Source organism: Cupriavidus sp. H39 (genome assembly GCF_050271075.1).
In the GTDB taxonomy this organism is placed as follows: Bacteria; Pseudomonadota; Gammaproteobacteria; order Burkholderiales; family Burkholderiaceae; genus Cupriavidus; species Cupriavidus necator_B.
Window position 1 is genome coordinate 42748 of sequence record NZ_CP189848.1, and the last position, 20788, is coordinate 63535.

A 20788-nucleotide genomic window follows, 5' to 3' on the forward strand; every position below is an offset into this window, starting at 1 on the left:
TCCTGCCGCCGCCGTGCTGCCGGCCAGCCGGGTCGCGCGTGCCACGCGCGGCACCATGGCGCTGTTCTTCGTCAACGGCGCGACCTTTGCCACCTGGGGCGTGCATATCCCCACCATCAAGGCGCGCTTCGGCCTGTCCGACGCGATGCTGTCGCTGGCGATGCTGGCGGTGGCCGGCGGCGCCATCGTGGCGATGGGCCCGGTCGGGCGCTGGGTGGCACGCGCCGGCAGCGCGCGCGCCGCGATGGCCGGCGGGCTGCTGTTCGCGCTGGCCACGGTGGCCATCCTGGCGATGCCGACGTTCTGGCTGCTGCTGCCCGCGCTGCTGGCGTTCGGCATGGCCAATGCGGCGTTCGATGTCGCCATGAACGCGCAGGCCGCCACGGTCGAGGCCAGCCGCACGCGGCCGGTGATGTCGGCGCTGCATGGCATGTTCAGCCTCGGCGGCATGGCGGGCGCGGGCTTTGGCGGCCTGATGCTGGCACTTGAGGTGGCTCCGCTGGCGCATGCGGCGCTGATGGCCGGCGTGACCGCGGCGGTGGCCGTGGCAACGCTGCCGGGGCTGCTGGCCGACCATCCGGTGCTGCCGTCCGCGCCCCACCATCGCGACCATGCGGTGCGGGCGCTATGGCTGCTGGGCCTGCTCGCCTTTCTCGGGCTGATCGGCGAAGGCGCGATGTACGACTGGACCAGTGTCTACATGCGCGACGTGGCGCGCGCGCCCGACGGCTGGATCAGCCTGGGCTATGCCGCGTTCTCGGGCGGCATGGCGTGCGGCCGCTTCGGCGGCGACCGCGTGCGCGCGCGCCTGGGCGACAGCGCCACGCTGAGCGGCAGTGCCTGGCTGGGCTTTGCCGGCATTGCGCTGGCCTTGGCCGTGCCGCTGCCGCTGGCCGCGCTGGCGGGCTTTGCGCTGATGGGGCTGGGCGCGGCCAATATGGTGCCGATCTTCTTTGTCGCCGCGTCGCGGCTGCCTGGCGTGGCGCCGGCGGAAGCGATTTCCCGGGTGGCGCGCTTCGCTTATGTGGGGCTGCTGCTGGGCCCGGTGCTGATCGGCGGCGTGGCGCACCTGGCCAGCCTGCGCGCCGGCCTGGCGCTGGTGGCGCTGACCATGGGCTGGATCGCGCTGTCGGGGGCGCGCTCGGCGCGGCGTTACCTGCCGCCACGCACGCCGGCGGGCCGGTAGGCCCGCAGCCGGCTTCAGGCGGCGGCGCGCAGTGGCGCCCCGGCGCCCATGCCTTCGAAAACGAAGCTGTCCATCGCCAGCACGCCATAGGTGACCTCGTCGGCCACCCGGGACACCGTGGCCGGCTCAGGTATCGCAGGGGGCGCCCCCGCCGGGCCGAGCGCCGCACCCAGCGCCACATAGAACGGCAGCAGGTGTTCGTCGGTCGGGTGAGCGCGGCGCGCATAGGGCGCCTGCGCGCGGTAATCGGCAATGCGGCTGGTGTCGCCGGTGGCCAGCGCCTGCTCCAGCGCCTCGGCCATCCACTTGCGGAAGGCTTCGACGTACGGCTCCGCTTGCGGGCCGTGCTGTTCGCGCCGGCCGCCGCCAAACACTTCCTGCAGGTTGTGCGTGAAGCTGCCCGAGGCCAGCACCAGCACGCCTTCGTCGCGCAGTGGCGCCAGTGCGCGCCCGATCGCGATCTGCGTCGCCGGCGGCAGGTACGGATTCAGCGCCAGCTGCACCACCGGCATGTCGGCATCCGGAAAGAAGTGGCGCATCGGCATCCAAGCGCCGTGGTCCAGCGGACGCTCGTCGTCTTCGCCGACAAACCCCGCGCCGGGAATCGCCGCCGTCTCGACCAGCGCCTTCACCCGCGCCGCCAACTCCGGCGAACCGGGGGCGTCGTAGCGCAGCGCGTACAACTCGCGCGGGAAGCCGCCGAAATCGTGCCACGCCTCCTGGCGCTCGCGGCTGGTGACCGCCAGCGTGCTGTAGATCCAGTGCGCCGAAATCACCAGCACCGCGCGCGGACGCTGCGCGCGCAGACGGGCGCCAAGTGCATCGAAGGCGGCACCGGTGGGGCCGGGATCGATGGCCAGCATTGGCGAGCCGTGCGAGATATAGAGCGAGGGAAGCATGGCAATACCACCTTCAAACGGTTTGTGTACTGGCTTCCAGTTTGGCAAAGAACGGCGGCGGGCGCGGGCCGCGTTTGCGGACACCTCATGCAAAAAAATTGAATCGCGGGGACGATGCGTGGCACCGCCCACACTGCGCCGGCGACGCCAGCGCCCGGGCCGACGGCACGGACTTATCATGCAGCCGGGAGTTCGCTATCGAGCGGCTCCGGAGGGACTTACACAACGCAGCGCCATCCCGCGCAGCATGGCAGGAGACCCAGTTGGCACCGCGCAAACCTGTTTCCGGGCAATGGTGGCACCCAGGCGTCTACGGCAGCGTGCCCGCCGTAGCGCTGTGGATCCTTGCGCGTCTGCCGGCCGGGCTGCTGCTGTCGGTAACCGGCATGCCGGCCGCGCCCGCCTGGCTGAACCTTGGCGGCGACACGGTATTTGTGACTGGCTGGATAGCCAGCGCATTGCTGCTGTGGTTCACGCGGCGTCGCCCGGCGCGCCAGGCCGTGCCAACCACAGACGTACAGGCGCCCGCCGAGACCGCCGCGATTGGCGCGTCGGGCTCCGGATCGGCACTGAGCGGCTGAGTGGCGTCGGCGGCGCCGCGGTATGCGGTTAAGGAATCGCTTAATATGGCGATTTCCCCGCATAACCAACGCTTCATGACCGCGACCACAACCGCCCCCGTTCCCGAACTGACCCACGCCACCCGACGCAAGGCGATCATCGCCGCCACCATCGGCAATGGCCTGGAGTGGTTCGACTTCACCGTCTACAGCTTCTTCGCCGTCATTATTGCCAAGCTGTTCTTTCCCACCGGCAATGACCTGACCTCGTTCCTGCTCACCGTCGCCACCTTCGGCGTGGGCTTCTTCATGCGCCCGGTCGGCGCCATCGTGCTGGGCGTCTACGCCGACCGCGTCGGCCGCAAGGCGGCGCTGACGCTGACCATCCTGCTGATGGCGCTGGGCACGGCCATCATCGGACTGGCCCCGACCTACGACCAGATTGGCCTGTGGGCCCCTGCGTTGATCGTGCTGGCGCGCCTGATCCAGGGCTTTTCCGCCGGCGGCGAAGTGGGCGGCGCCACCGCTTTCCTGATCGAGCACGCGCCTGACGCCGAGCGCGGCGCCTATGCCAGCTGGCAGCAGGCCAGCCAAGGGATCTCCTTCATGCTGGGCGCGGCCATGGGCGCGCTGGTCACCAATGGCCTGGCGCCGGAACAGATCGACGCCTGGGGCTGGCGCATCCCGTTCCTGTTCGGCCTGCTGATCGGGCCGGTCGGCATGTATATCCGTTCGCACCTGCACGAGCCGCCCGAGTTCGAGGCGCGCCAGGCCGCCCGCCAGGCCGCGAAGGTGAAGTTTTCGCCGCTGTCGCAGGTGCTGCGCGACCACCCGCGCGAAGTGCTGGCCGGGCTGGGCGTGACCATCCTGTGGACGGTCTGCACCTACGTGCTGGTGTTCTACATGCCGTCGTACGCCAAGCAGCAGCTGGGTCTGCCGCTGGGCGCCACGTTCCAGTCGACCGCGCTGTGCGGCGCCATCATCCTGGTGCTGTGCCCGCTGATGGGCATGCTGTCGGACCGCATCGGCCGCAAGCGCATGCTGGGCGTCGTGGCGCTGCTCATCGGCGTGCTCGCCTATCCGCTGTTCCACTGGCTCAACGTGGCGCCGACCACGCAGACGCTGCTGCAGGTGCAGATCGTGCTGGGCATCCTGCTGGCGGCCTTTACCGGCCCGGCCCCGGCCGTGCTGGCCGAGCAGTTCCCGACCGAAGTGCGCTCTACCGGCCTGTCACTCGCCTATAACTTCGCCGTGACCATCTTCGGCGGTTTTGCCCCGCTGATCGTGACATGGCTGATCGAGTCGACGCAGAACAAGCTGGCGCCGGCCTACTACGTGATCGCCGCCGCCACGGTGAGCTTGGTCGCGCTGATCTTCATGCACGACCGGACCGGCAAGAAGCTGGAATGAGCACGTAGCGTCCCCAAATCGGAAAAGCCAGCCTTGCGGCTGGCTTTTTTGTTGCCCGCGGCCGGTCGATCAGGCGTTTTCTTCGCCGTCCCGATAAATATGAATCACATGCCGGGCCTCGAAACACAGCGGCATGCCGGGGTTCATCTCGTCGGTGCAGTACGGCTGGTTGTCGAGTTCGCCGGTATAGAGCGCGCCTTCGCGGCCCGTGACATTGACCCACATCCGCTCGACGTGCACTTCCTCGTTGCCGGCCTCGTCCGCCACGAGGATGCGGAAGATCAGCTTGACCTGCTGGCCGGCCGCGAGCGCGTCGCGTTCCGCGCGGGGCGGCAGCCAGAAGGTGTCAGGGTGGGCGGCGGCGATGGGCTCGGCGTCGTCGAGCTCCCATCCGTCTTCGTCCAGGGTGGTCAATCGCATGTCCATTTTCAGCCTTCCGCAATCTTTCAGGTGCGGGCATGATCGCAGCAAATGCGCCGGCCGGCGAGGGGCAGGCCGGCGCCACGCCCATTCCCAATTGAAAGGACCGCATGACGAGCAACAAGGAAGACCTGCCGGTGCCGGTGCGCTGCGGCTGGTGCGGCACGCTGGAGGATTACTGCCACTACCACGATACCGAGTGGGGCTTTCCAGTGGCCGACGACCGGCGGCTGTTCGAGAAGCTTTGCCTGGAGGGGTTCCAGTCCGGCCTGAGCTGGCTGACCATCCTGCGCAAGCGCGAAGCCTTCCGCAAGGCGTTTGCCAATTTCGACATCGAGAAAGTCGCGCGCTTTACCGAGCGCGATATCGCGCGCCTGCTGGGCGACGCCGGCATCGTGCGCCATCGCGGCAAGATCGAGGCCGCGATCAACAACGCCCAGCGCGCCCGCGAGCTGCTGGAGTCGGAGTCCTCGCTGGCGGCCTATTTCTGGCGCTTCGAGCCCGATCCGGCCAGCCGGCCCAAGCTGCTGACGCCCGAAGTGCTACGGACCATGGCCACGTCGCCTGAATCCACCGCGCTGTCCAAGGATCTGAAGCAGCGCGGCTGGCGTTTTGTCGGCCCCACCACGATGTATGCGCTGATGCAGGCAATGGGCCTGGTCAACGACCACCAGGAGGGCTGCGCCACGCGCGCGCAGGCGGTGGCCGCGCGCAAGACGTTCAAAGTGCCGCGCTAGCCGGTATACGTGCAGCCGCGTATACATAACCCACCGGGACACCGCCATCTGGCGCAAAGGTCCTGGTTATGGTCTTTATATTGTTTACATATGTAAACATAGTAGTAGTAGGTAAACCTGGCTCCGAGCCGTGGATAAGTCACCTTTTTCCTTTCAAGTCAGTGACTTGCGGGAAAGATAACGGATCCGGGATAACCCTGATTTGGCGGGACAAGACGGTGGCGACGTATACGGCTGCCTCGTGAACACGGGAGTTGTCCGTATACGTCCCACAACGCGTCCCCAGGCGGGACACAGCTTGTCCGGCCGGTTATCCCCAGCATCGGACCAAGCTGTCCACAGCCGGGCTCAGCCATCGGCAGTCTTGGCGGCAACGTATACCGGGTCGACGTGCGTCATCACGTTCAGCACGTGGTGGTGTTCCAGCGTGCGGCGCCGCGCCTCCACCGCGATGGCATGGCCCTGCGCCACGGTCAGGCTGGCGTCGATCTCGAGGTGCACGTCGACCAGGACCTGGTCGCCCATCTTGCGCGTGCGCAGGTCGTGCAGGCCGAGCACGCCGGGCGTGGCCAGCATGGTGGCGCGGATGGCGTTGACGGTTTCCTCGTCGGCTGCGCGGTCCATCAGGTCGTTGAGCGCGTCCCAGCCAAAGCGCAGCCCCATGCGCGCCACCATCAGACCCACCACGATCGCCGCGATCGGATCCAGGATGTGGTAGCCAAGCAGGTTGCCGCCGATGCCAAGCGCCACCACCAGCGATGAAGCCGCATCCGAGCGCGCATGCCAGGCGTTGGCCACCAGCATGCTGGAACGCACTCGCCGCGCCACGGCCAGCATGTAGCGGAACAGCGCTTCCTTGGCGGCCAGTGCAGCCAGCGCCACCCAAAGTGCCAGCGGCTGCACCGGCTGTGCGCCGCCCGGATGCTGCAGCTTGCCCAGCGCCGCCCACAGCATGCCCGCCGCCACCGTCAGCAGCAGTACACCGAGGGCCAGCGATGCCGCGGTCTCGAAGCGCAGGTGGCCGTACTGGTGGTCGGCATCCGGATCCTTGCGGCTTTGCCATCCGGCGGCCAGCACGACAAAGTCCGAAAGCAGGTCGGACAGGGAATGCGCAGCATCGGCAAGCAGCGCCTGCGAGCCGGAGGTCACGCCCGCGACCGCCTGTACCGCGGTCAGGCCGATATTGACCGCCACGCTGACCAGCGTGCTGCGCCGGCCGGCGCGGTGGCGCGCCTCGGCCTGCGCCGCGGGGGTAGCGTCGTCGTCGGGCAGGTCGCCCGGTTTTGCGCGCATGCTGGGGAAGTGCGATTCCATCGGGTGACTATAGCCGAACCTGCACAAAGCGCGGCGCGGCGTGCGGCCACGCCATCGTGCCGATTTCGTAACAGCGCTGGCTAACTTATTGCGCCGCCCTTACCGTAGACAAGACGGGCACCGCACCAACCGTGCGCACCAGCGCCAGCGGGCGCACCCGGTCTTTGCAAGGAGGGCTCTCACGATGGCGATCCGTTCGCTAGCCTCGCACAGCACATCCCAGCTACGCCGCCTGGTCGGACAGATGCAGGCCGAAGTCGACGCACTCGAAAACCTTTCCACGCCCGATGCCGATGCGCAAAGCCGCCTGGGCTACGCCACCGGCCGCCTGCGCGACGGCATCGAAGCAGTCGAGGATGCCCTGCAGTCGCTGCGCGCGCTGCAACAGGTTCGCCCCTCGGCCATGAAGGCCAGACGCCCTACCCGCGTGGCCTAGGCAGCGCTTACGCGTCTGCCGCAGCAGTTTCCGGCGCTGCCGCCGGCCCCTGGCGCAAGGCCAGCCGCAAGGCGCGGGCCAGCGCTTCGCATGCAGACGGGATGGGCCCGATCACGGGTACCGCAAAGCGCTGTCCCAGCGCCCGCGCGGCCTCGCCAAGCGGCCCGCCGCCGATGATCACGGCCTGCGCGCCATCGTCGACACACGCCTGCACGGCGCCCGCCAGCCGTTCTTCCTGTTGTTGCGGCAGGTTGCCCAGCGCGCGCGGGTCGCCATCGGTGAAGCGCGCGCCGGTAAACCACGCCTCCAGCCCCTGCCGGCGCACGCCGGCTTCGATCGAAGCCGCCAGCCGCGGCGTGGTGGTGGCGATGCCGAAGCGCCGCTCGCCCGCCGCGGCGGCACGCATCGCGGCCTCGCCGATGCCCACCACCGGCACCGTCAGCTGCGCGCGCAGCGCGTCGAGGCCCGGATCACCGAAGGCGCCCACGATCACGCCCCCGGCACGGCGGGCCAGGCGCAGCATGTCTGCGTCATTGACCGCCTCGCCGGCCACCGCCAGATCGCCGTCGTCGACGATCATCGGCGCACCGAGTGCAGCCGTCGCGCCCACCACGGCCGGCGGGGCGGCCAGGTGCTGCGCGAACCAGGCGCGCGCGATGCCGACCATCATTTGCGTGGTGGCGCTGGAAGTATTCGGGTTGATCAGCAGGATGTGGGGCATCGAAGTCTCGGGATTCAGGTGGTGCTGCCGGCGTTTTTCGCCAGCCCGAATGCCGGCGCCAGCATATTGTCCAGGCCGCCGCCCGCCACGTTGATCGCCCCCGCCGCCACGCCGCGGAACCGCGACGAGCAAAATTCGGCCAGCACGGTCACTGCGATCGAGATCTCGCCGCCGAGCCCCAAGCCGACAATAAAACGCCCCGCGGCGAGCACAGCATAATTCGGCGCCAGCGCGCAGATCAGCGCACCCAGCGTGAATAGCATCAGGTTGATGCTCAGCATAGCGCGGCGCCCCATACCGGTCGGCGATATAGCCGGAACCCAGCCGACCTAGCGCCGCCGCGCCGAACGTCAGTGTGTTGAGAAAACCGATCTCCGCCGCCGACACGCCCCAGTATTCCCGCAGCAAAGGTCCCGCCAGGCCCACGGCATTCTGCTCGAACACGTCGAACAGCACGCCGAACAAAATCAGCGCCAGGATTTTCTTGTGCGACGGGGTGACGCCGATATCGTCCAGCGCCCGCTCGAGCTGCTACAGCCGCGGCTGCGACGAAGAAACGATGACTTCCGCACCCATGCTTTTGCTTCCAGCGCACGCCGGCGCTTGCTTTACGGGCCGGGACCGAGCGCTCCCGACGGAACTGGCCCAGCTGTTCGCGAATGCGTCCGACGAACGATTTCCGGTTGGCTTGCATGGGACGTGTCAGTCCTGGCGGGCACGGGTGGTCAACAGCGCCCGGCGCGCGCGCCGGGCCCAGGCTCAACGATAGCGCATGGCGCCGATCGAGGCGAGCCGCGCGTCCCGCTGCGTGGCCGCGGCGCGTGGCGCTTAACGGCTCGCAGCGCTGGCATTCATATGGAATTCAGGTGGCATTAACCCCTCGACGCTCTGGCGTTGCGCCGGCATTAAATGCCCGCCCGGCCCTCGCCCAGGTCAGCGCAATTTCCCGTTCTTGAAGCCGCGAAAATCGCGCGCGATGATATTGCCCCGTACGGAAAACTGTCCACAAATCGAACAAATCCTTACATGTGATCCGCAGGCGAGTAATCGTTACGTCGCAACCGTGCCCAGCAATAGTGCATAGGTGCCCCGCCAGAAAATCACACGTAACCCATTGTTACTGTCCTGTACGCTCTCGGACACGTGCCCCTAGTATCGCCGCTGCCGGGTTTCCCAAGGGGTTAACCCGATCCGCTTTTTATGCCACTGCAATTCTTCGCGCACACCCCCAACCGGCACCAGAACGGGGTGGTGATGTTTATTCACTTTCATCTTTTATCCATTTACTTAAAAATCAATGACTGGGAAAAATCTACCTCGCGATAACCCATCCGACCTGCGCAGAACGCGTAATTCCTACATTTCCCCGAGCCTGAACTTCTTGGCCGCTGCCTGTGCCGCTGTGGTGCTTACGGCATGCGGCGGCGGTGGCGACGATGCCACCTCCGGCAGCAGCTCGTCGACGGAAGCTTCGCGTGCTTCGCGTCGCCCGTCCACACCGGCTGAATCGACCCAGGTTGCCGACGCGATTTTCGACGCTACCGGCAGCCTGAATGCCAGCGAATATGTCGCCATTGCTTCCGATTACAGCAGCGATAAAGCCATGGCTTATCGCTATGGCGCAAGTAATTCGGCCGCCGCAGCAGTCAAAACCTATTGGAAGCCCTCGGACCAGACCTTTTATCCGCATGGTAATACCTGCTACCAGCAGGAATTTCCCGGCACCCAGATGGACACCAGCACCAACATCATTTACCAGCTGGGTAACATCGACTGCACCCGTAACGATTTCGGCAGCAATATGGGCGATGTGATTTACCGCCCCGACGTCGCCTCCGATTCCGCCGTCACGCCGCTGCTGACGCTTGACCTGAGCGCCGGCACCATCGCCGAGAAGCCGCAGACGGCCTGGGTGTTTGGCAATGCCACCACCAATCCGCAACTGAATAATCACGTCGCCGCCAACGGTGGCGTCATGCCCACGCAGCCGATCGCCATGGGCCGCTGCAGCGAGCACGATTGCGCACAGTCGCTGGTGGCTTTCCAGAACGGCCTGATCGCTTCGGTCGGCACGAATACGGCTTCGCACTCGGCTTCGGTGAAGCTTCCTGATGGCAAGGTGCCCACGGCAATCGCGATCACCTCGAATTCCGAATTCGCCTTGGTCACCATCTGGGACACCAAGAACCTGAAGGGCCAGGTGGCTGTGATTGCGCTGGGCAGTCTCGCCGACGGCAGCCAGGTGGGCGGCCCGTATGACTCCAGCGATATGTCGTGGGCCGGCCTCTATCCGGGCCTGCGCAATATGTCGAACTTCGTCTTCATGAAGCTGCTGGGCTTCGTTGACCTGCCGGATATGAAGGCCCCGACGGACATTTCCGCCGTGACCGACTTCAGCACCATGCAGGACAACACCACCCAGGGCTGGATGCGTGACCCGGTGGGTGACCGCGGCGCGAGCCTGGGTCGCGACGAAGTGACGCCTGGCCTGAGCGAAGCCAACCAGAAGAGCTTCGCCGTGGGTGGTGTCAACGCCGACCTGATCTCCCGCGCCGGCGTGGCCGCAGTGATCTCGAAGTCGGAAAAGAAGGTAGTGTTCCTGGACCTGAAGCCGCTGTTCGACAAGGTCAACAACACCTATTTCGAAGGCAGCTTCAGCGACCTGCAGAACGCGCTGTCGAATACGGGCCAGGAAGACTCGCAATGGCCGCAGACGTTCGCGGTGGACAACTACGCTCCGACCATCATCAAGACCATGAGCCTGGCTGAAAAGCCGACCGCGGTGAAGGTCTCGATCCTGGCCAACCCCGGCCAGGCCTGGGTGGCGACGGAAGACGGCGTGATCCACGCTATCTCGGTGGCTGGCGTGCAGTCCGGTACCAACCTCGATCCCGCGCTGATCAAGGAAGTGACCACCCTGCAAGTGGGCAAGAACCCCACCAGCATGATCCACCAGGTGAACCGCGAGAGCTTCGGCAACTCGAACACCAAGCTGTGGGTGGTGTCGCGCGGCGAGCAGAAGGTGCAGCTGGTAGATATGGCAACGCTGACGGTTGAAAAGACGCTGCAGGATTCGCGCATCGTCGACCCGATCACGGTGTCCGAAACCCAGCAAAGCCCGCTGCTGACCAGCGTGATCACGCTGACCGACTATGCCGGCAAGCAGGTGCTGAACTATCGCTATGCACCGATCAACCTCCAGGGTGGCAACACCCCGATGTATATCGGCGTGGGCCAGTCGGGCAATGAAGAGTTCGAGTTCGGCGGTGCCTATGCGGTGGCCGGCAAGCCGTTCAACTTCACCCAAAGCAATGTACCCTGAGCGTCATGTCAGCCTGAAGCGCGCCGGTTGATCCCGGCAAGCTTCTCCCACTGATATCGCTTGATCGAGGCCCGCACGGTTCGCCGTGCGGGCTTTTTTCATTGGGCAGACGCCGGTAACGCCGTGACGCCGCGTGCGCTGGAGCACAGATATCCTGCCAGCGGACATGACAACCTCGCCATATGCGCAAGGAGCCTGTCCCAATGCCGAGTCCATCCGCCCACGATCTGAACGCCCGCGGCACCGGCGCCCCCATCAGCCTGGTCGCGCCCGGCGAGGGTGGCGTCAAGGACTATGCCGCGACGCTGAACGGGTTGCTGCAGGGACAGCTTCTAGAGGCGACGCCCGACCTGCCCGCGACCGCGCTGGACGGCGCCGATGTGATCCTCCATTACTGCGGCTACGGCTACGCCAGGCGCGGCGCGCCGCTGTGGCTGCTGCGCCGGCTGCGCGAGGCCCGCCCGCGCATGCGCCGTCTCGGCATCTACTTCCACGAACTGTATGCCGACGGGGCACCATGGCGCTCGGCGTTCTGGCTCTCACCGGTGCAGCGCTACATTGCCGCGGAACTGGCGGCGCTGGCCGACTTCTGGGTGACCAACCGCGAGGGCTCGGCGCGCTGGCTCGACACCCACGCGCCGGCGCGGCCGCATCGCGTGCTGCCGGTGTTTTCCAATCTCGGGGAAAGTGGCGCGCAGCTTCGGGACAGGCAGGCTGCCGTGGTCTTGCTCGGCGGCCCGGCGCTGCGCGCCCAGACTTACCAGGAAGCGGGTGACGCGCTGTTCGACTGGGTCAATCGTGCCGGCTTCACGCTGCATGACGTCGGGCCACCGCTCGGCGACGCCGGTCTGGCGGCCAGAGTCGCTCACCAAGGCGCGGTGGTGCACGGCCGCGTCGAAGCCGCCGAAGCGGCGCGGCTCCTGTCGGCATCGACCTATGGCGTGCTGGCCTATCCGGTCGACTATGCGGCCAAGAGCGGAGTATTCGCCGCGTACTGCGCCCACGCGGTCTGCCCCGTGCTGCTGTCCCGCCACGGCGGCGTGCACGATGGCATCACACCCGGGCATTACCTGCCTTCGATCCCGGCCATGACGACCGACCTGGACGCCGCCTGGCGCATCGGCCGGGCCGCCCACGCCTGGTATGCGCCGCATGCGCTGCGGCATCATGAGGCGGGGTTCAGGGAGTTGTTAGGAGCGCGGGCGGTCCAGGTTGCTGCAGCGTTCTGAGGGGGGCGTGACCGCGGAACATCGAGCCAGGACGGCCGGTGCAGAATTTTGCGCGTTCTCTAGGACCGTTCATGCCAGCCTTTACAAGACCCCAACAAAAAACCCCGGCAACCTGACGGCTCCGGGGTATGCGATGTTTTGCGGGATGCTTGAAAGAATTCTGGTGGACCGAAGGAGGATCGAACTCCCGACCTCTGCATTGCGAACGCAGCGCTCTCCCAGCTGAGCTATCGGCCCGTCGCGGAGGATTGTAGCGTACTTGAGCCGGGCGCTTCAATCCTCGGCGCAATCATGCGTGGTGTTTGCCACATCACGCCGCGATGCCGGCATTGCCATCCATGCCGCGCACGCGCGGCAGGTTCAGCGGGCGGGCGCTGACTTCCCGGGTGCTGCGCAGCCACTGCGCCATCACGTCCCAGATCGGCGGCCCGCCGGCGTCGCGGGCTTCTTCGGCGACCGGGGCCCAGCCGGCCACTTTGTAGGTCTTGGCGGCGTCGAGCGGCTTGCCGCCCAGGCGCATGTCGGTGATGCGCTTGCCCATGCCGGCGGCCGGGTCGATGGTGTACTGCAGGCCGCCGACACGCACCATGTCGCCGCCCTGCTGGTAGTACGGGTCCGGGTTGAACAGATTGTCGGCGACGTCTTCCAGGATGGTCTTGATGGTCGCGCCGCTCATCTGCGTCACCGTGGTGTACGGGTAGGTGATGGCGGTCTGGTCCATCAGGTGTTCCATGGTGATGGCCTGGCCCGGCAGCAACGTGGTGCCCCAGCGGAAGCCCGGCGAGAACGCGATCTGCGCGCCCTGGGCCTGCATCAGCCCATCGAGGATCAGCTGGTCGAAGGTGCCGTTGAAGTTGCCGCGCCGGTACAGCAAGCCGCGGTTGACGGCCAGCACCTCGCCCAGCTTCTGCTCATAGGGCGCGCGGACCTTGCGGATCAGTGCGTCCATGCCGGGGTCGGGCGGCAGGTAGTTGGCGAAGACTGGCAGCAGCCGGTAGCGGAAGTCGGCCACCTTGCCATTTTTCACGTCGAAATCGAGCACGCCGAGGAACTTGCCGTTGGAGCCGGCATTGGTCACCAGCGTGGTGCCGCCGGCGTTCTTCACCGGCACTGGCGCGGGCACGCCGTCATGGGTGTGGCCGCCGAGGATGGCGTCGAGCCCGCGCACGCGCGAGGCCAGCTTCAGGTCCACGTCCATGCCGTTGTGCGACAGCAGCACCACCGCCTGCGCGCCCTTGCCGCGCGCCGCGTCGATGACCTGCTGCAGGTTCTCTTCCTGGATGCCGAAGGTCCAGTCCGGCACGAAGTAGCGCGGGTTGGCGATGGGGGTGTACGGGAAGGCCTGGCCGATGATCGCCACCGGCACGCCGTTGATCTCGCGGATCACGTACGGCTCGAACACCGGGTCGCCGAAGTCGTTGGTCTTGATGTTCTGCGCCAGGAAGGCGACCTTGCCCTTGAAGTCCTTGTCGACGATCTCCCTGACGCGCTCGGCGCCCAGCGTCATCTCCCAGTGTGGCGTCATCACGTCGACGCCCAGCGCCAGCGCGGCATCGACCATGTCCTGGCCCTTGGTCCACAGCGCGGTGGCCGAACCCTGCCAGGTATCACCGCCGTCGAGCAGCAACGCCCCCGGGCGGCCGGCCTTGAGCCGTTGCACCAGCGTGGCCAGGTGCGCAAACCCGCCGACCTTGCCATAGCGGCGTGCCGCCTCGTTGAAATCGAGGTAGGTCAACGCATGCGCCTGCGCGGTGCCGGGATGGATGCCGTAATGGCGCAGCAGCGCCTCGCCGACCAGGTGCGGCGGCTTGCCGGCATAGTCGCCGATGCCGAGGTTGACGTTGGGTTCGCGGAAGTACACCGGCCGCAGTTGCGCATGGCAGTCGGTGAAATGCAGCAGGTGGACGTTGCCGAAGCGCGGCAGGTCGTACATGGCCTCGGCGGCCTGCGCGGCGTGGGCATCCTGGTGGGGGAACGTCATGCCGCCGGCGCCGGCGATGGCCAGCACCTGCAGGAACTCGCGTCGGTTCATGTCTCTTCCTGTGGATAAGTGCGTGCCGGTGGGCGCGTGGCTGCCGGCATCGCAGGGCTATGGCTTCGCGTAACGCTCCAGCGCCGCTACCTCTTCTTCGAGCATTTCGCCCACTTCCTTCTGCACCACGCGGCCGCGGGCGTCGATCACGTACAGCTCCGGCAGCCCCTTGCGCTTGCCGAACACGGCCTGCAGCGCGGGCGAATCCATGGCCGCGGGGAAGGTGTAGCCGCGCTTCTGCATGTAATCGGCAGCCTCGCGCGGGTCCTTGTCGATGCTGATGGTCAGCACCTGCAGCGGCGTGCCGCGGGTGCGTTCGTAAAGCTTCTGCAGCCGCGGGTTCTGCATCGCGCAGAACGGACACCAGGTGGCCCAGTATTCGACCACCAGCGGCTTGCCGGCCAGCGCCGCCGCGCTCAGCGTGCGGCCGTCGAGGGTGCGTACCTCGGCCAGGCGCACGGTGTCGCCCACTTCCAGCGCGGCGGCGCCGGCCGCGGCCACGATCAGGGTCGCGCCCAGCAGCGTGCGCAGCAGCATGGCGGGCGCGCGCATCGGCGTTACTGGTTGACCGGCGAGGCCGGGTCGAGCAGCAGCGCCATCACGTCGCGGATCTGGGCCTCGGTCAGGATGCCCTTGTGGCCAAAGCGCGGCATGTTGGAGCAGGCGGCGTAGGCGCTGGAGTCCCAGATCTTGCCCCAGGTGTACTTGACGACGTCCTGCGAGTTGCCGCGCAGCTTGCCGTACTGGTACAGCGACGGACCGATATTGCCGAACGAGATCTCGGCCTTGGTCATCTGGTGGCAGGCGTAGCAGTTGCCGCCGTTGGTGCCGCCGACCTGGTCGGTGAACTGCATGCCGCGGCCGTTCTGGGCGACCTTCTCGCCCTCCTTCCAGTCGCCCAGCCACTGGTCGTCGGCGGGGTATTTGATCTGCTTCAGTTCCGCGGCCTCGATCTTCTTCGCTACCTTCGCCGGCACTTTGGTGCGGTCCGGGTACTGGCTGCAGGCCTGCTGCATGCCGTCCTGGTTCAACACGCCCTCGACCGTGACCGGGCCGCGCGAAGCGAACGAGTCTTCGATCAGGTGCTTCATGTCGGCGCCACTGACGGCGGCGGGCTTGCCCTTGGCGGGGCGGGCCTTGGTGCTGTCTTGCGCATAGGCGCCAGTTATCAGCAGGGCGGCCAGGGCCGCGACGGCCATTGCCTGTTTGTGTCGTTGCATGATGTCTCTCCCGTACTGGTCAGCGCTTCATCGCCGGGCCGTCGTAGGTGCCGCCGTTGGCGTTCTTCGCCAGGAACATGGTCAGCGCGGTGATCACGTCCGAGCCATAGGCGGGTTCGGGAAAGCGCTGCTGGCGCAGGCAGTCGTACAGCCGGTGCTGCATGGTGCGAACCTCGCCCTGCGACACGCGATAGGCGGGCCAGGTGGTGTAGGCCGCCTGCGCGCCCTTGTTGGTCAGCAGGTTGGGCAGGTCCTGCAGGCGGATGCGCTGGCCGTCCACCGCATGGCAGGTGGCGCAGGCAAAGTCATAGGCGCCGCCGCGGTAGAAGAACATCTTCTCGCCCAGCGCGTAGGTGCGCTTCTCTTCCGGATGGCTGAGCTGCACGTTCATCTTCACGCCGCGCGATTCGCCGGTCAGGTAGGCCACCAGCCGTTCGATCTCGGACGGCTTGCCCGACGACGAGAACGGGTTTTTGGTGGCCTCTTCCTTGCTCAGGCCTTGCAGCGACATGCGGCAGTAGGCCAGCCGCTGCTCCAGGTCCATCACCTTGTTGGTGTCCTTGAAGTAGCGCGGCAGTTCGGCGTAGGCGCCCTTGGTCACGCCCGGACCCTTGCCCAGGTCGCACTGTTCCAGCGAAGCGTTCCTGGGGCCGGCAGGCTTCTTCCACAGCTCTTCGCCGGCGGCTTCCCACAGCTCCGCGGGATTGCCTTCGGCCAGCATCTGGCGGTATTTGGCGATTTCGTCGGCGGTGCTGCCCTGCGCATGCACGGCGGCAGATCCGAGCGCCGCCGCCACCGCCGTGGTGGCGGCCACGGCCAGCGCGGCGCGCCGGCCCAGGCTTGGGATGGTGTTCATGGGGCTTCTCCTCGCGGCCTCGCCCGGGGCGGGCCGTTCTCTCTTGTATTGCCGAAGCTACGCTGCCCGGCTCAGGGCAGGTTATATCAAGGCTTGATATAAGCGTAGCCTTCTTCGGCCTGCAGACGCGCGATCTCGACCACGCCGGCCGGCACCACTTTCGCTTCCATCAACAGGCTCGATTCCGGGATCTTGCGCGCCGTCAGCGTATTGCGGCAGACGCGGAATTCCACTCCGGCCGAAGCCAGCGCGCCGACCGGTCCGTCAAAGGTGTTGCCGCGCGCATCCTTGGCGCCTTCGACCAGGAAATCGATGCCGTAGCCGAACGCCACCACCACGATCTTGGTGTCGGGGGCGCCGTTCAGGTGGTTGCGCAGGTTGCCCATTGCGCGTACCGCCTGGTCGACGCCTTCCGACAGCTGGTACACCACCTTCACGCGCCCGCCCTTGCCCGCGGCCCTGGCCGCCGGCGCCGCCTGGGCTGCCGCCTTGGCGTTCAGGCCGATGGCGGCCAGCGCCGCCGTTGCTCGAATGAATGCTCGCCGCATGTCGTTCCTTCCCGCCGGGCCAGTCCCGGCATCCGTCCCGAACCTTAGCAGAGGACGGGTTGCCGTGCCGGCGGCAGCCAGCCGGTACCAGGCGGAGCCGGGCGCGATCAGGCGATGGTGGCTTCGTCGGTGCGCTTGTCGCCCTTGTTGTCGACCCAAGTCACGGCGACCTTGTCGCCCTTGGCGCCGCCCTTGAACTTGAAGTTCAGGAACGGATCCTTGGACACCGCCGGGCCGAACTGGGCGCGGAACACTTCCTTGCCCTTGTACTGAGCGCTCACGGTCTGGATATGCCAGGCCGGGATGACCTTGCCGGACGCATCCTTGCGCTGGCCGGTCTCCATGTCGTGCTTCATCAGGATCTTTACATCAACCACGCCGCCGTTCTCGGTGGCGCGTACGCGCATCGGGTCTGCCATGTGTTTCTCCGGTTGCAGTGGGCGGAAATCTTGGTGACGTGGGGCGCGGCGTCAGCCGCCGCAGCCACCCAGCGTGACCTTGATTTCCTTCGATGCCACGTACCACTTGCCGCCGGCCTTGACCGCGGCGTGCACCACCGAGGTCTGGCCCATCTTCACGCGCGTGGAGACGAACGGCTCGGTGCCGGCCGGGATAATGAAGTCGGCGGCCAGGGTATTGGGGTTCTTTTCCACCAGGATCGCGATCTGCTCGGTATCCGGGAGGGTGCTGGTCACGGCCACCGGCACCACGGCGCCGTTCTCGGCGATATCGGGGGCGGTGAAGGTGATGGCGGTGCTTTTCTCGGTGCCGCTGCCGCCGAGGGCCTTGATCACGTCGGCAACGCTCTTGCCGTCAAAGGCGTTCTTGTTCCACTCGGCCGCCTGCGCTTCGCTGATCAGGCCGGTGGCGGCCATCAGCGACAGGACAGCGGTGACCCGCAGCACTTCTCGTCGTTTGGAATTCATTGCTTGCTCTCCGGCTACTCCGTTCCAGTCGGTCGTGGACCGTTTCAGGGGTGTTGCATGCGGCCGGTACATCGCCGGCCGCTGGTTGTCCCAGGCCGCGCGGCATTCACCGCCCGGCCCGGCGCATCGGCGGACTGCCCGCCCTGGCAGCCGGTCTTACTTGGCGGGGGCGCCTGCCAGCACCCACTCGACCACCGTCTTCAGGTCGGCGTCGCTGAGGGCAGCGTTGGCCGGCATCGGCACCGGACCCCACACGCCCGAGCCACCGTTCTTGACCTTCTTGGTCAGGGTCGCCAGGGCGTTCTTGTCGCCCTTGTACTTGGCCGCCACATCCTTGTAGGACGGGCCGACCAGCTTCTTGTCGACCTGGTGGCAACCCATGCAGGCGTTCTTGTTGGCGATCTCCTGTGCCTTGGCGGCATCGACCGCGTGGGCCGATGCGGCGGCGCCGAGCATCAGCGCTGCGATGACAAACTGCTTCATTGTTAAGCTCTCCAAGCTCTGTAAAGCCGTGGGGACGGCAAAGGCCGCGGGGCCGTGCTGCAATGGCCTTGCGGCACACACTGGCCGCCGCCCGGGGGCACTGCGGCGGCCAGTCCGTTATTTTGCCTCAAGAATCCAGCCCACCATGGCCTGGACGTCCGAATCCGGGATTTGCGGCTGCGGCGGCATCGGCACGGCGCCCCACGCGCCCTGCCCGCCCGCCTTGACCTTGCGCGCCAGCGCGGCGTGCGCATCCTGCCCCTTGTACTTGCCCGCGATGTCGGCGAAGGACGGCCCCACCAGCTTGCGGTCCATGGCGTGGCAGGCCACGCACTGGTACTGGCTGGCCAGCCGCGCGCCCGGCGCCGGCGCCGCCGGGGCGACCGATGCGCCGCTTCCGGTGGCTGCGCCGCCGGCCGCGATGCCGCGCACCGGGCCGAACGCCCGCTGCTGCTGCGCCAGGTCGCCGTGGGCGTCGCGGGCATGGTCCGGCATCGACGAGGCGATCGCGACCTGGTCCGCGCAGCGCGCCATGCAGGCGGTGTTGCGGGTATCCGGCCGGCCGCGCCCGGGCCACAGGCCGTGGTCGGTGGTCATGCCGGCGCGGTTGGGCATGCGCCGCTGGACCTCGGAGATATTGGCGTCGGACAGCGTAAAGTCAGCCGGGACGATCTCGCCCAGGTTGAGCAGGTAGGCGGTGACCGCATAGACCTCGTTCACGCTCAGGCTCTTGGGCGCGTTCCACGGCATGGCGCGGTGGATATAGTCCCACAGCGTGCTGACGGTGCTGACCTTCATCAGCGTGGTGCGGTAAGGCTGGTTGCCGGTCATGCCGGCGACGCGCCCGCGCCGGATATCCTCGGCGGTGGTGCCACCGACCAGCGGCGTGAACACCTCGTTGGATTCGCCGAAGTCGCCGTGGCACGACGCGCATTTGCCGTCCCAGACCTTCTGCCCCTGCGCCACCGTGCCGCTGCCCTTGGGCAGGCCCTGGAAGTCCGGGCGCACGTCGATGTCCCATGCCGCCACTTCCGCCGGCGTGGCGGTGCGGCCAAGTGCCGCACGCGCGTCGGCCGTGCCGGCCGCTGCCGGCGCGGCGCCGGCCACCAGCAGCAGCGCGGCGGCGGCGATCCTCAGGTCAACCCACATGGACATTGGTCACCTCGCCGCCCGCCGCCACCTGCCAGCTCTGGATTGCGTTGTTGTGATAGATCGAGCGCGTGCCGCGCACCGCGCGCAGCTGCCCCAGCCTGGGCTGCACGTAGCCGGTCTCGTCGATGGCGCGGCTCTGCAGGATGGCCGGGCTGCCGTCCCAGACCCAGTCCAGGTTGAAACGCGTCAGGCACTTGGACAGCACCGGCGCCTCCAGCCGCGCGGTGCGCCAGTTGCGCCCGCCATCGGTCGAAACATCGACACGCCGGATGCGGCCGCGCCCGGACCACGCCAGTCCACTGATGTTGTAGAAGCCCTTGCCCACCAGCTGCTGCCCGCCCGAGGGGGTGGTGATGACCGACTTGCACTCCTGGATCGAGGTGTACTGGCGCAGCTTGCCGTCGGGCATCATGTCGACGTAGTGGATGGTCTCGTCCTTGGCGTTCCACGGCTGGTCGCCCAGCTCCAGCCGGCGCAGCCACTTGACCCACGACACGCCCTGCACGCCCGGCACCACCAGCCGCAGCGGGTAGCCGTTCTCCGGGCGCAGCATCTCGCCGTTCATGCCCCAGGCCACGATGATCTCGTCGGCCAGTTCCATCGGGATGGTGCGCGTCATCGACGAGCCGTCGCCGCCTTCGGCCAGCAGGTAGCGGCCGCGGCGCAGGTCGGCGCCGGCGTCGTCCAGCAACACCCGCAGCGGCACGCCGGTGAATTCGCAGCACGACAGCATGCCGTGGGTGTACTGGACGGTCGGCACCGCCACGTTGCCCCACTCCATGCCGGTATTGGCGCCGCATTCGATGAAGTGCATGCGCGACACCGCCGGCAGGCGCATCAGGTCGTCCATGGTGTAGACCCGCGGCGTGCGCACCAGGCCATTGATCATCAGGCGGTGGCGGGCCGGGTCGAGATCGTGCCAGCCCTGGTGGTGGCGCTCGAAATGCAGGCCGTTGGGCGTGATGATGCCGAAGAAGCCCTGCAGCGGGGCGAACGCCACCGAGGCCGCCGACACCCGGGTCAGGCCTGGCGACTCGCGCCGCACCAGGCTTTTCTCATGAACCGAGGGCTGGCCGTAGGGGCGTGCCGCCACCGGCTGTCCCAGCGACGTGGCCCAGGGCTGGGGCTGCAGGATGGCCGGATCGCCGTCGGCGGCCAGCGCGTGCCGGCCTGCAGCGGCCGCGGCAATGCCCGCGGCGGCACCGAGGAAGCTCTTGCGCAGGAAGTCGCGGCGCGGCGCGTCCAGTCCGTGCCGGCCGATGTCCTGCTGCAGCGATGCGCTGACGAAGTGCTCGGGCGCGGGCACGATGCGCCCAGGCCGGTTCCGTTCCTGCAAT

21 protein-coding genes, 1 tRNA gene and 1 pseudogene are annotated in these 20788 nt (G+C 67.3%); 7 read left to right on the forward strand and 16 right to left on the reverse strand.

The features are described 5' to 3' along the window. Positions 1-55: 55 nt before the first annotated feature. Positions 56-1186 carry an MFS transporter gene (locus tag ACOCMH_RS15685; RefSeq protein WP_427313304.1) on the forward strand — a complete coding sequence of 377 codons (1131 nt, stop codon included), beginning with the start codon at positions 56-58 and terminating at the stop codon, positions 1184-1186. A gap of 14 nt (positions 1187-1200) precedes the next feature. On the opposite strand, the gene ACOCMH_RS15690 is transcribed toward ACOCMH_RS15685, so the two are convergent. Next, the gene (locus tag ACOCMH_RS15690; RefSeq protein ID WP_427311752.1) at positions 1201-2085 is read right to left on the reverse strand and encodes a DODA-type extradiol aromatic ring-opening family dioxygenase; all 885 of its coding nucleotides are present in this window, start codon (positions 2083-2085) and stop codon (positions 1201-1203) included. A gap of 263 nt (positions 2086-2348) precedes the next feature. Between ACOCMH_RS15690 and ACOCMH_RS15695 the strand changes: the two genes are divergently transcribed. Both ACOCMH_RS15695 and ACOCMH_RS15700 read left to right on the forward strand, forming a co-directional pair. Then, entirely contained in the window at positions 2349-2666 is a 318-nt protein-coding gene (locus ACOCMH_RS15695; RefSeq protein WP_427311754.1) for a hypothetical protein, read from the forward strand. Between the two features lie 75 nt (positions 2667-2741). Further along, complete coding sequence (locus ACOCMH_RS15700) at positions 2742-4055, forward strand: MFS transporter (protein WP_427311756.1); 1314 nt, start codon at positions 2742-2744, stop codon at positions 4053-4055. 69 nt (positions 4056-4124) lie between these two features. On the opposite strand, the gene ACOCMH_RS15705 is transcribed toward ACOCMH_RS15700, so the two are convergent. Then, positions 4125-4481 carry a DUF2314 domain-containing protein gene (locus ACOCMH_RS15705; protein ID WP_427311758.1) on the reverse strand — a complete coding sequence of 119 codons (357 nt, stop codon included), beginning with the start codon at positions 4479-4481 and terminating at the stop codon, positions 4125-4127. Positions 4482-4585: 104 nt separating this feature from the next. Here ACOCMH_RS15705 and ACOCMH_RS15710 point away from each other — a divergent pair, with 104 nt between their 5' ends. After that, positions 4586-5212, forward strand: a complete 627-nt coding sequence (locus ACOCMH_RS15710) for a DNA-3-methyladenine glycosylase I (RefSeq protein WP_427311760.1) — start codon at positions 4586-4588, stop codon at positions 5210-5212. Positions 5213-5560: 348 nt separating this feature from the next. On the opposite strand, the gene ACOCMH_RS15715 is transcribed toward ACOCMH_RS15710, so the two are convergent. Next, entirely contained in the window at positions 5561-6505 is a 945-nt protein-coding gene (locus ACOCMH_RS15715; RefSeq protein WP_427311761.1) for a cation diffusion facilitator family transporter, read from the reverse strand. A gap of 205 nt (positions 6506-6710) precedes the next feature. Between ACOCMH_RS15715 and ACOCMH_RS15720 the strand changes: the two genes are divergently transcribed. Then, positions 6711-6962: a hypothetical protein gene (locus ACOCMH_RS15720; RefSeq protein WP_018006124.1), complete on the forward strand. Its 252-nt coding sequence runs from the start codon at positions 6711-6713 to the stop codon at positions 6960-6962. 7 nt (positions 6963-6969) lie between these two features. On the opposite strand, the gene ACOCMH_RS15725 is transcribed toward ACOCMH_RS15720, so the two are convergent. Continuing rightward, positions 6970-7683, reverse strand: coding sequence for an aspartate/glutamate racemase family protein (locus tag ACOCMH_RS15725; RefSeq protein WP_427311763.1), 714 nt, complete (start codon positions 7681-7683; stop codon positions 6970-6972). Between the two features lie 41 nt (positions 7684-7724). After that, positions 7725-8199 (reverse strand): annotated as a pseudogene (locus ACOCMH_RS15730) (MFS transporter); the annotation flags it as partial. 889 nt (positions 8200-9088) lie between these two features. Between ACOCMH_RS15730 and ACOCMH_RS15735 the strand changes: the two are divergent. Then, entirely contained in the window at positions 9089-11005 is a 1917-nt protein-coding gene (locus ACOCMH_RS15735) for a hypothetical protein (RefSeq protein WP_427311765.1), read from the forward strand. Positions 11006-11208: 203 nt separating this feature from the next. Then, the gene (locus ACOCMH_RS15740) at positions 11209-12234 is read left to right on the forward strand and encodes a hypothetical protein (protein WP_427311766.1); all 1026 of its coding nucleotides are present in this window, start codon (positions 11209-11211) and stop codon (positions 12232-12234) included. A gap of 161 nt (positions 12235-12395) precedes the next feature. Here the strand turns inward: ACOCMH_RS15740 and ACOCMH_RS15745 are convergent. The 11 genes from ACOCMH_RS15745 to soxC all read right to left on the reverse strand — a co-directional run bounded on the left by ACOCMH_RS15745 (position 12396) and on the right by soxC (position 20787). Continuing rightward, a tRNA-Ala gene (locus ACOCMH_RS15745) sits at positions 12396-12471 on the reverse strand. 73 nt (positions 12472-12544) lie between these two features. Beyond that, positions 12545-14266, reverse strand: a complete 1722-nt coding sequence (soxB, locus tag ACOCMH_RS15750) for a thiosulfohydrolase SoxB (RefSeq protein WP_427311767.1) — start codon at positions 14264-14266, stop codon at positions 12545-12547. Between the two features lie 57 nt (positions 14267-14323). Beyond that, positions 14324-14818: a TlpA family protein disulfide reductase gene (locus tag ACOCMH_RS15755; RefSeq protein ID WP_427311769.1), complete on the reverse strand. Its 495-nt coding sequence runs from the start codon at positions 14816-14818 to the stop codon at positions 14324-14326. 5 nt (positions 14819-14823) lie between these two features. After that, complete coding sequence (gene soxX / locus ACOCMH_RS15760; protein ID WP_427311771.1) at positions 14824-15486, reverse strand: sulfur oxidation c-type cytochrome SoxX; 663 nt, start codon at positions 15484-15486, stop codon at positions 14824-14826. 19 nt (positions 15487-15505) lie between these two features. Then, positions 15506-16342, reverse strand: a complete 837-nt coding sequence (gene soxA, locus ACOCMH_RS15765; protein ID WP_427311772.1) for a sulfur oxidation c-type cytochrome SoxA — start codon at positions 16340-16342, stop codon at positions 15506-15508. An 86-nt stretch (positions 16343-16428) separates the two neighbouring features. Next, complete coding sequence (locus tag ACOCMH_RS15770; RefSeq protein WP_427311774.1) at positions 16429-16890, reverse strand: DsrE family protein; 462 nt, start codon at positions 16888-16890, stop codon at positions 16429-16431. Between the two features lie 107 nt (positions 16891-16997). Then, positions 16998-17309, reverse strand: coding sequence for a thiosulfate oxidation carrier complex protein SoxZ (gene soxZ, locus ACOCMH_RS15775; RefSeq protein ID WP_171516174.1), 312 nt, complete (start codon positions 17307-17309; stop codon positions 16998-17000). Positions 17310-17360: 51 nt separating this feature from the next. Then, positions 17361-17816, reverse strand: coding sequence for a thiosulfate oxidation carrier protein SoxY (gene soxY / locus ACOCMH_RS15780; RefSeq protein WP_018006136.1), 456 nt, complete (start codon positions 17814-17816; stop codon positions 17361-17363). Between the two features lie 156 nt (positions 17817-17972). Continuing rightward, positions 17973-18299, reverse strand: coding sequence for a c-type cytochrome (locus tag ACOCMH_RS15785; protein ID WP_116338130.1), 327 nt, complete (start codon positions 18297-18299; stop codon positions 17973-17975). A 117-nt stretch (positions 18300-18416) separates the two neighbouring features. Then, on the reverse strand, positions 18417-19454 hold the full coding sequence (locus tag ACOCMH_RS15790; protein WP_427311776.1) for a c-type cytochrome: 1038 nt from the start codon (positions 19452-19454) through the stop codon (positions 18417-18419). Further along, positions 19438-20787, reverse strand: a complete 1350-nt coding sequence (gene soxC / locus ACOCMH_RS15795; protein WP_427311778.1) for a sulfite dehydrogenase — start codon at positions 20785-20787, stop codon at positions 19438-19440. The genes ACOCMH_RS15790 and soxC overlap by 17 nt, the downstream gene beginning before the upstream one ends. Between the last annotated feature and the right edge of the window lies 1 nt (position 20788).

Coding starts and splice junctions, on each gene's coding strand:
- ACOCMH_RS15755 (WP_427311769.1), bottom strand. CDS start 14,818: ATGCGCGCGCCCGCCATGCTGCTGCGCACGCTGCTGGGCGCGACCCTG.
- ACOCMH_RS15715 (WP_427311761.1), bottom strand. CDS start 6,505: ATGCGCGCAAAACCGGGCGACCTGCCCGACGACGACGCTACCCCCGCG.
- ACOCMH_RS15690 (WP_427311752.1), bottom strand. CDS start 2,085: ATGCTTCCCTCGCTCTATATCTCGCACGGCTCGCCAATGCTGGCCATC.
- soxX (WP_427311771.1), bottom strand. CDS start 15,486: ATGCAACGACACAAACAGGCAATGGCCGTCGCGGCCCTGGCCGCCCTG.
- soxA (WP_427311772.1), bottom strand. CDS start 16,342: ATGAACACCATCCCAAGCCTGGGCCGGCGCGCCGCGCTGGCCGTGGCC.
- soxB (WP_427311767.1), bottom strand. CDS start 14,266: ATGAACCGACGCGAGTTCCTGCAGGTGCTGGCCATCGCCGGCGCCGGC.
- ACOCMH_RS15790 (WP_427311776.1), bottom strand. CDS start 19,454: ATGTCCATGTGGGTTGACCTGAGGATCGCCGCCGCCGCGCTGCTGCTG.
- ACOCMH_RS15700 (WP_427311756.1), top strand. CDS start 2,742: ATGACCGCGACCACAACCGCCCCCGTTCCCGAACTGACCCACGCCACC.
- soxY (WP_018006136.1), bottom strand. CDS start 17,816: ATGAATTCCAAACGACGAGAAGTGCTGCGGGTCACCGCTGTCCTGTCG.
- ACOCMH_RS15710 (WP_427311760.1), top strand. CDS start 4,586: ATGACGAGCAACAAGGAAGACCTGCCGGTGCCGGTGCGCTGCGGCTGG.
- ACOCMH_RS15785 (WP_116338130.1), bottom strand. CDS start 18,299: ATGAAGCAGTTTGTCATCGCAGCGCTGATGCTCGGCGCCGCCGCATCG.
- ACOCMH_RS15685 (WP_427313304.1), top strand. CDS start 56: ATGGCGCTGTTCTTCGTCAACGGCGCGACCTTTGCCACCTGGGGCGTG.
- ACOCMH_RS15725 (WP_427311763.1), bottom strand. CDS start 7,683: ATGCCCCACATCCTGCTGATCAACCCGAATACTTCCAGCGCCACCACG.
- ACOCMH_RS15740 (WP_427311766.1), top strand. CDS start 11,209: ATGCCGAGTCCATCCGCCCACGATCTGAACGCCCGCGGCACCGGCGCC.
- ACOCMH_RS15705 (WP_427311758.1), bottom strand. CDS start 4,481: ATGGACATGCGATTGACCACCCTGGACGAAGACGGATGGGAGCTCGAC.
- ACOCMH_RS15720 (WP_018006124.1), top strand. CDS start 6,711: ATGGCGATCCGTTCGCTAGCCTCGCACAGCACATCCCAGCTACGCCGC.
- soxZ (WP_171516174.1), bottom strand. CDS start 17,309: ATGGCAGACCCGATGCGCGTACGCGCCACCGAGAACGGCGGCGTGGTT.
- ACOCMH_RS15770 (WP_427311774.1), bottom strand. CDS start 16,890: ATGCGGCGAGCATTCATTCGAGCAACGGCGGCGCTGGCCGCCATCGGC.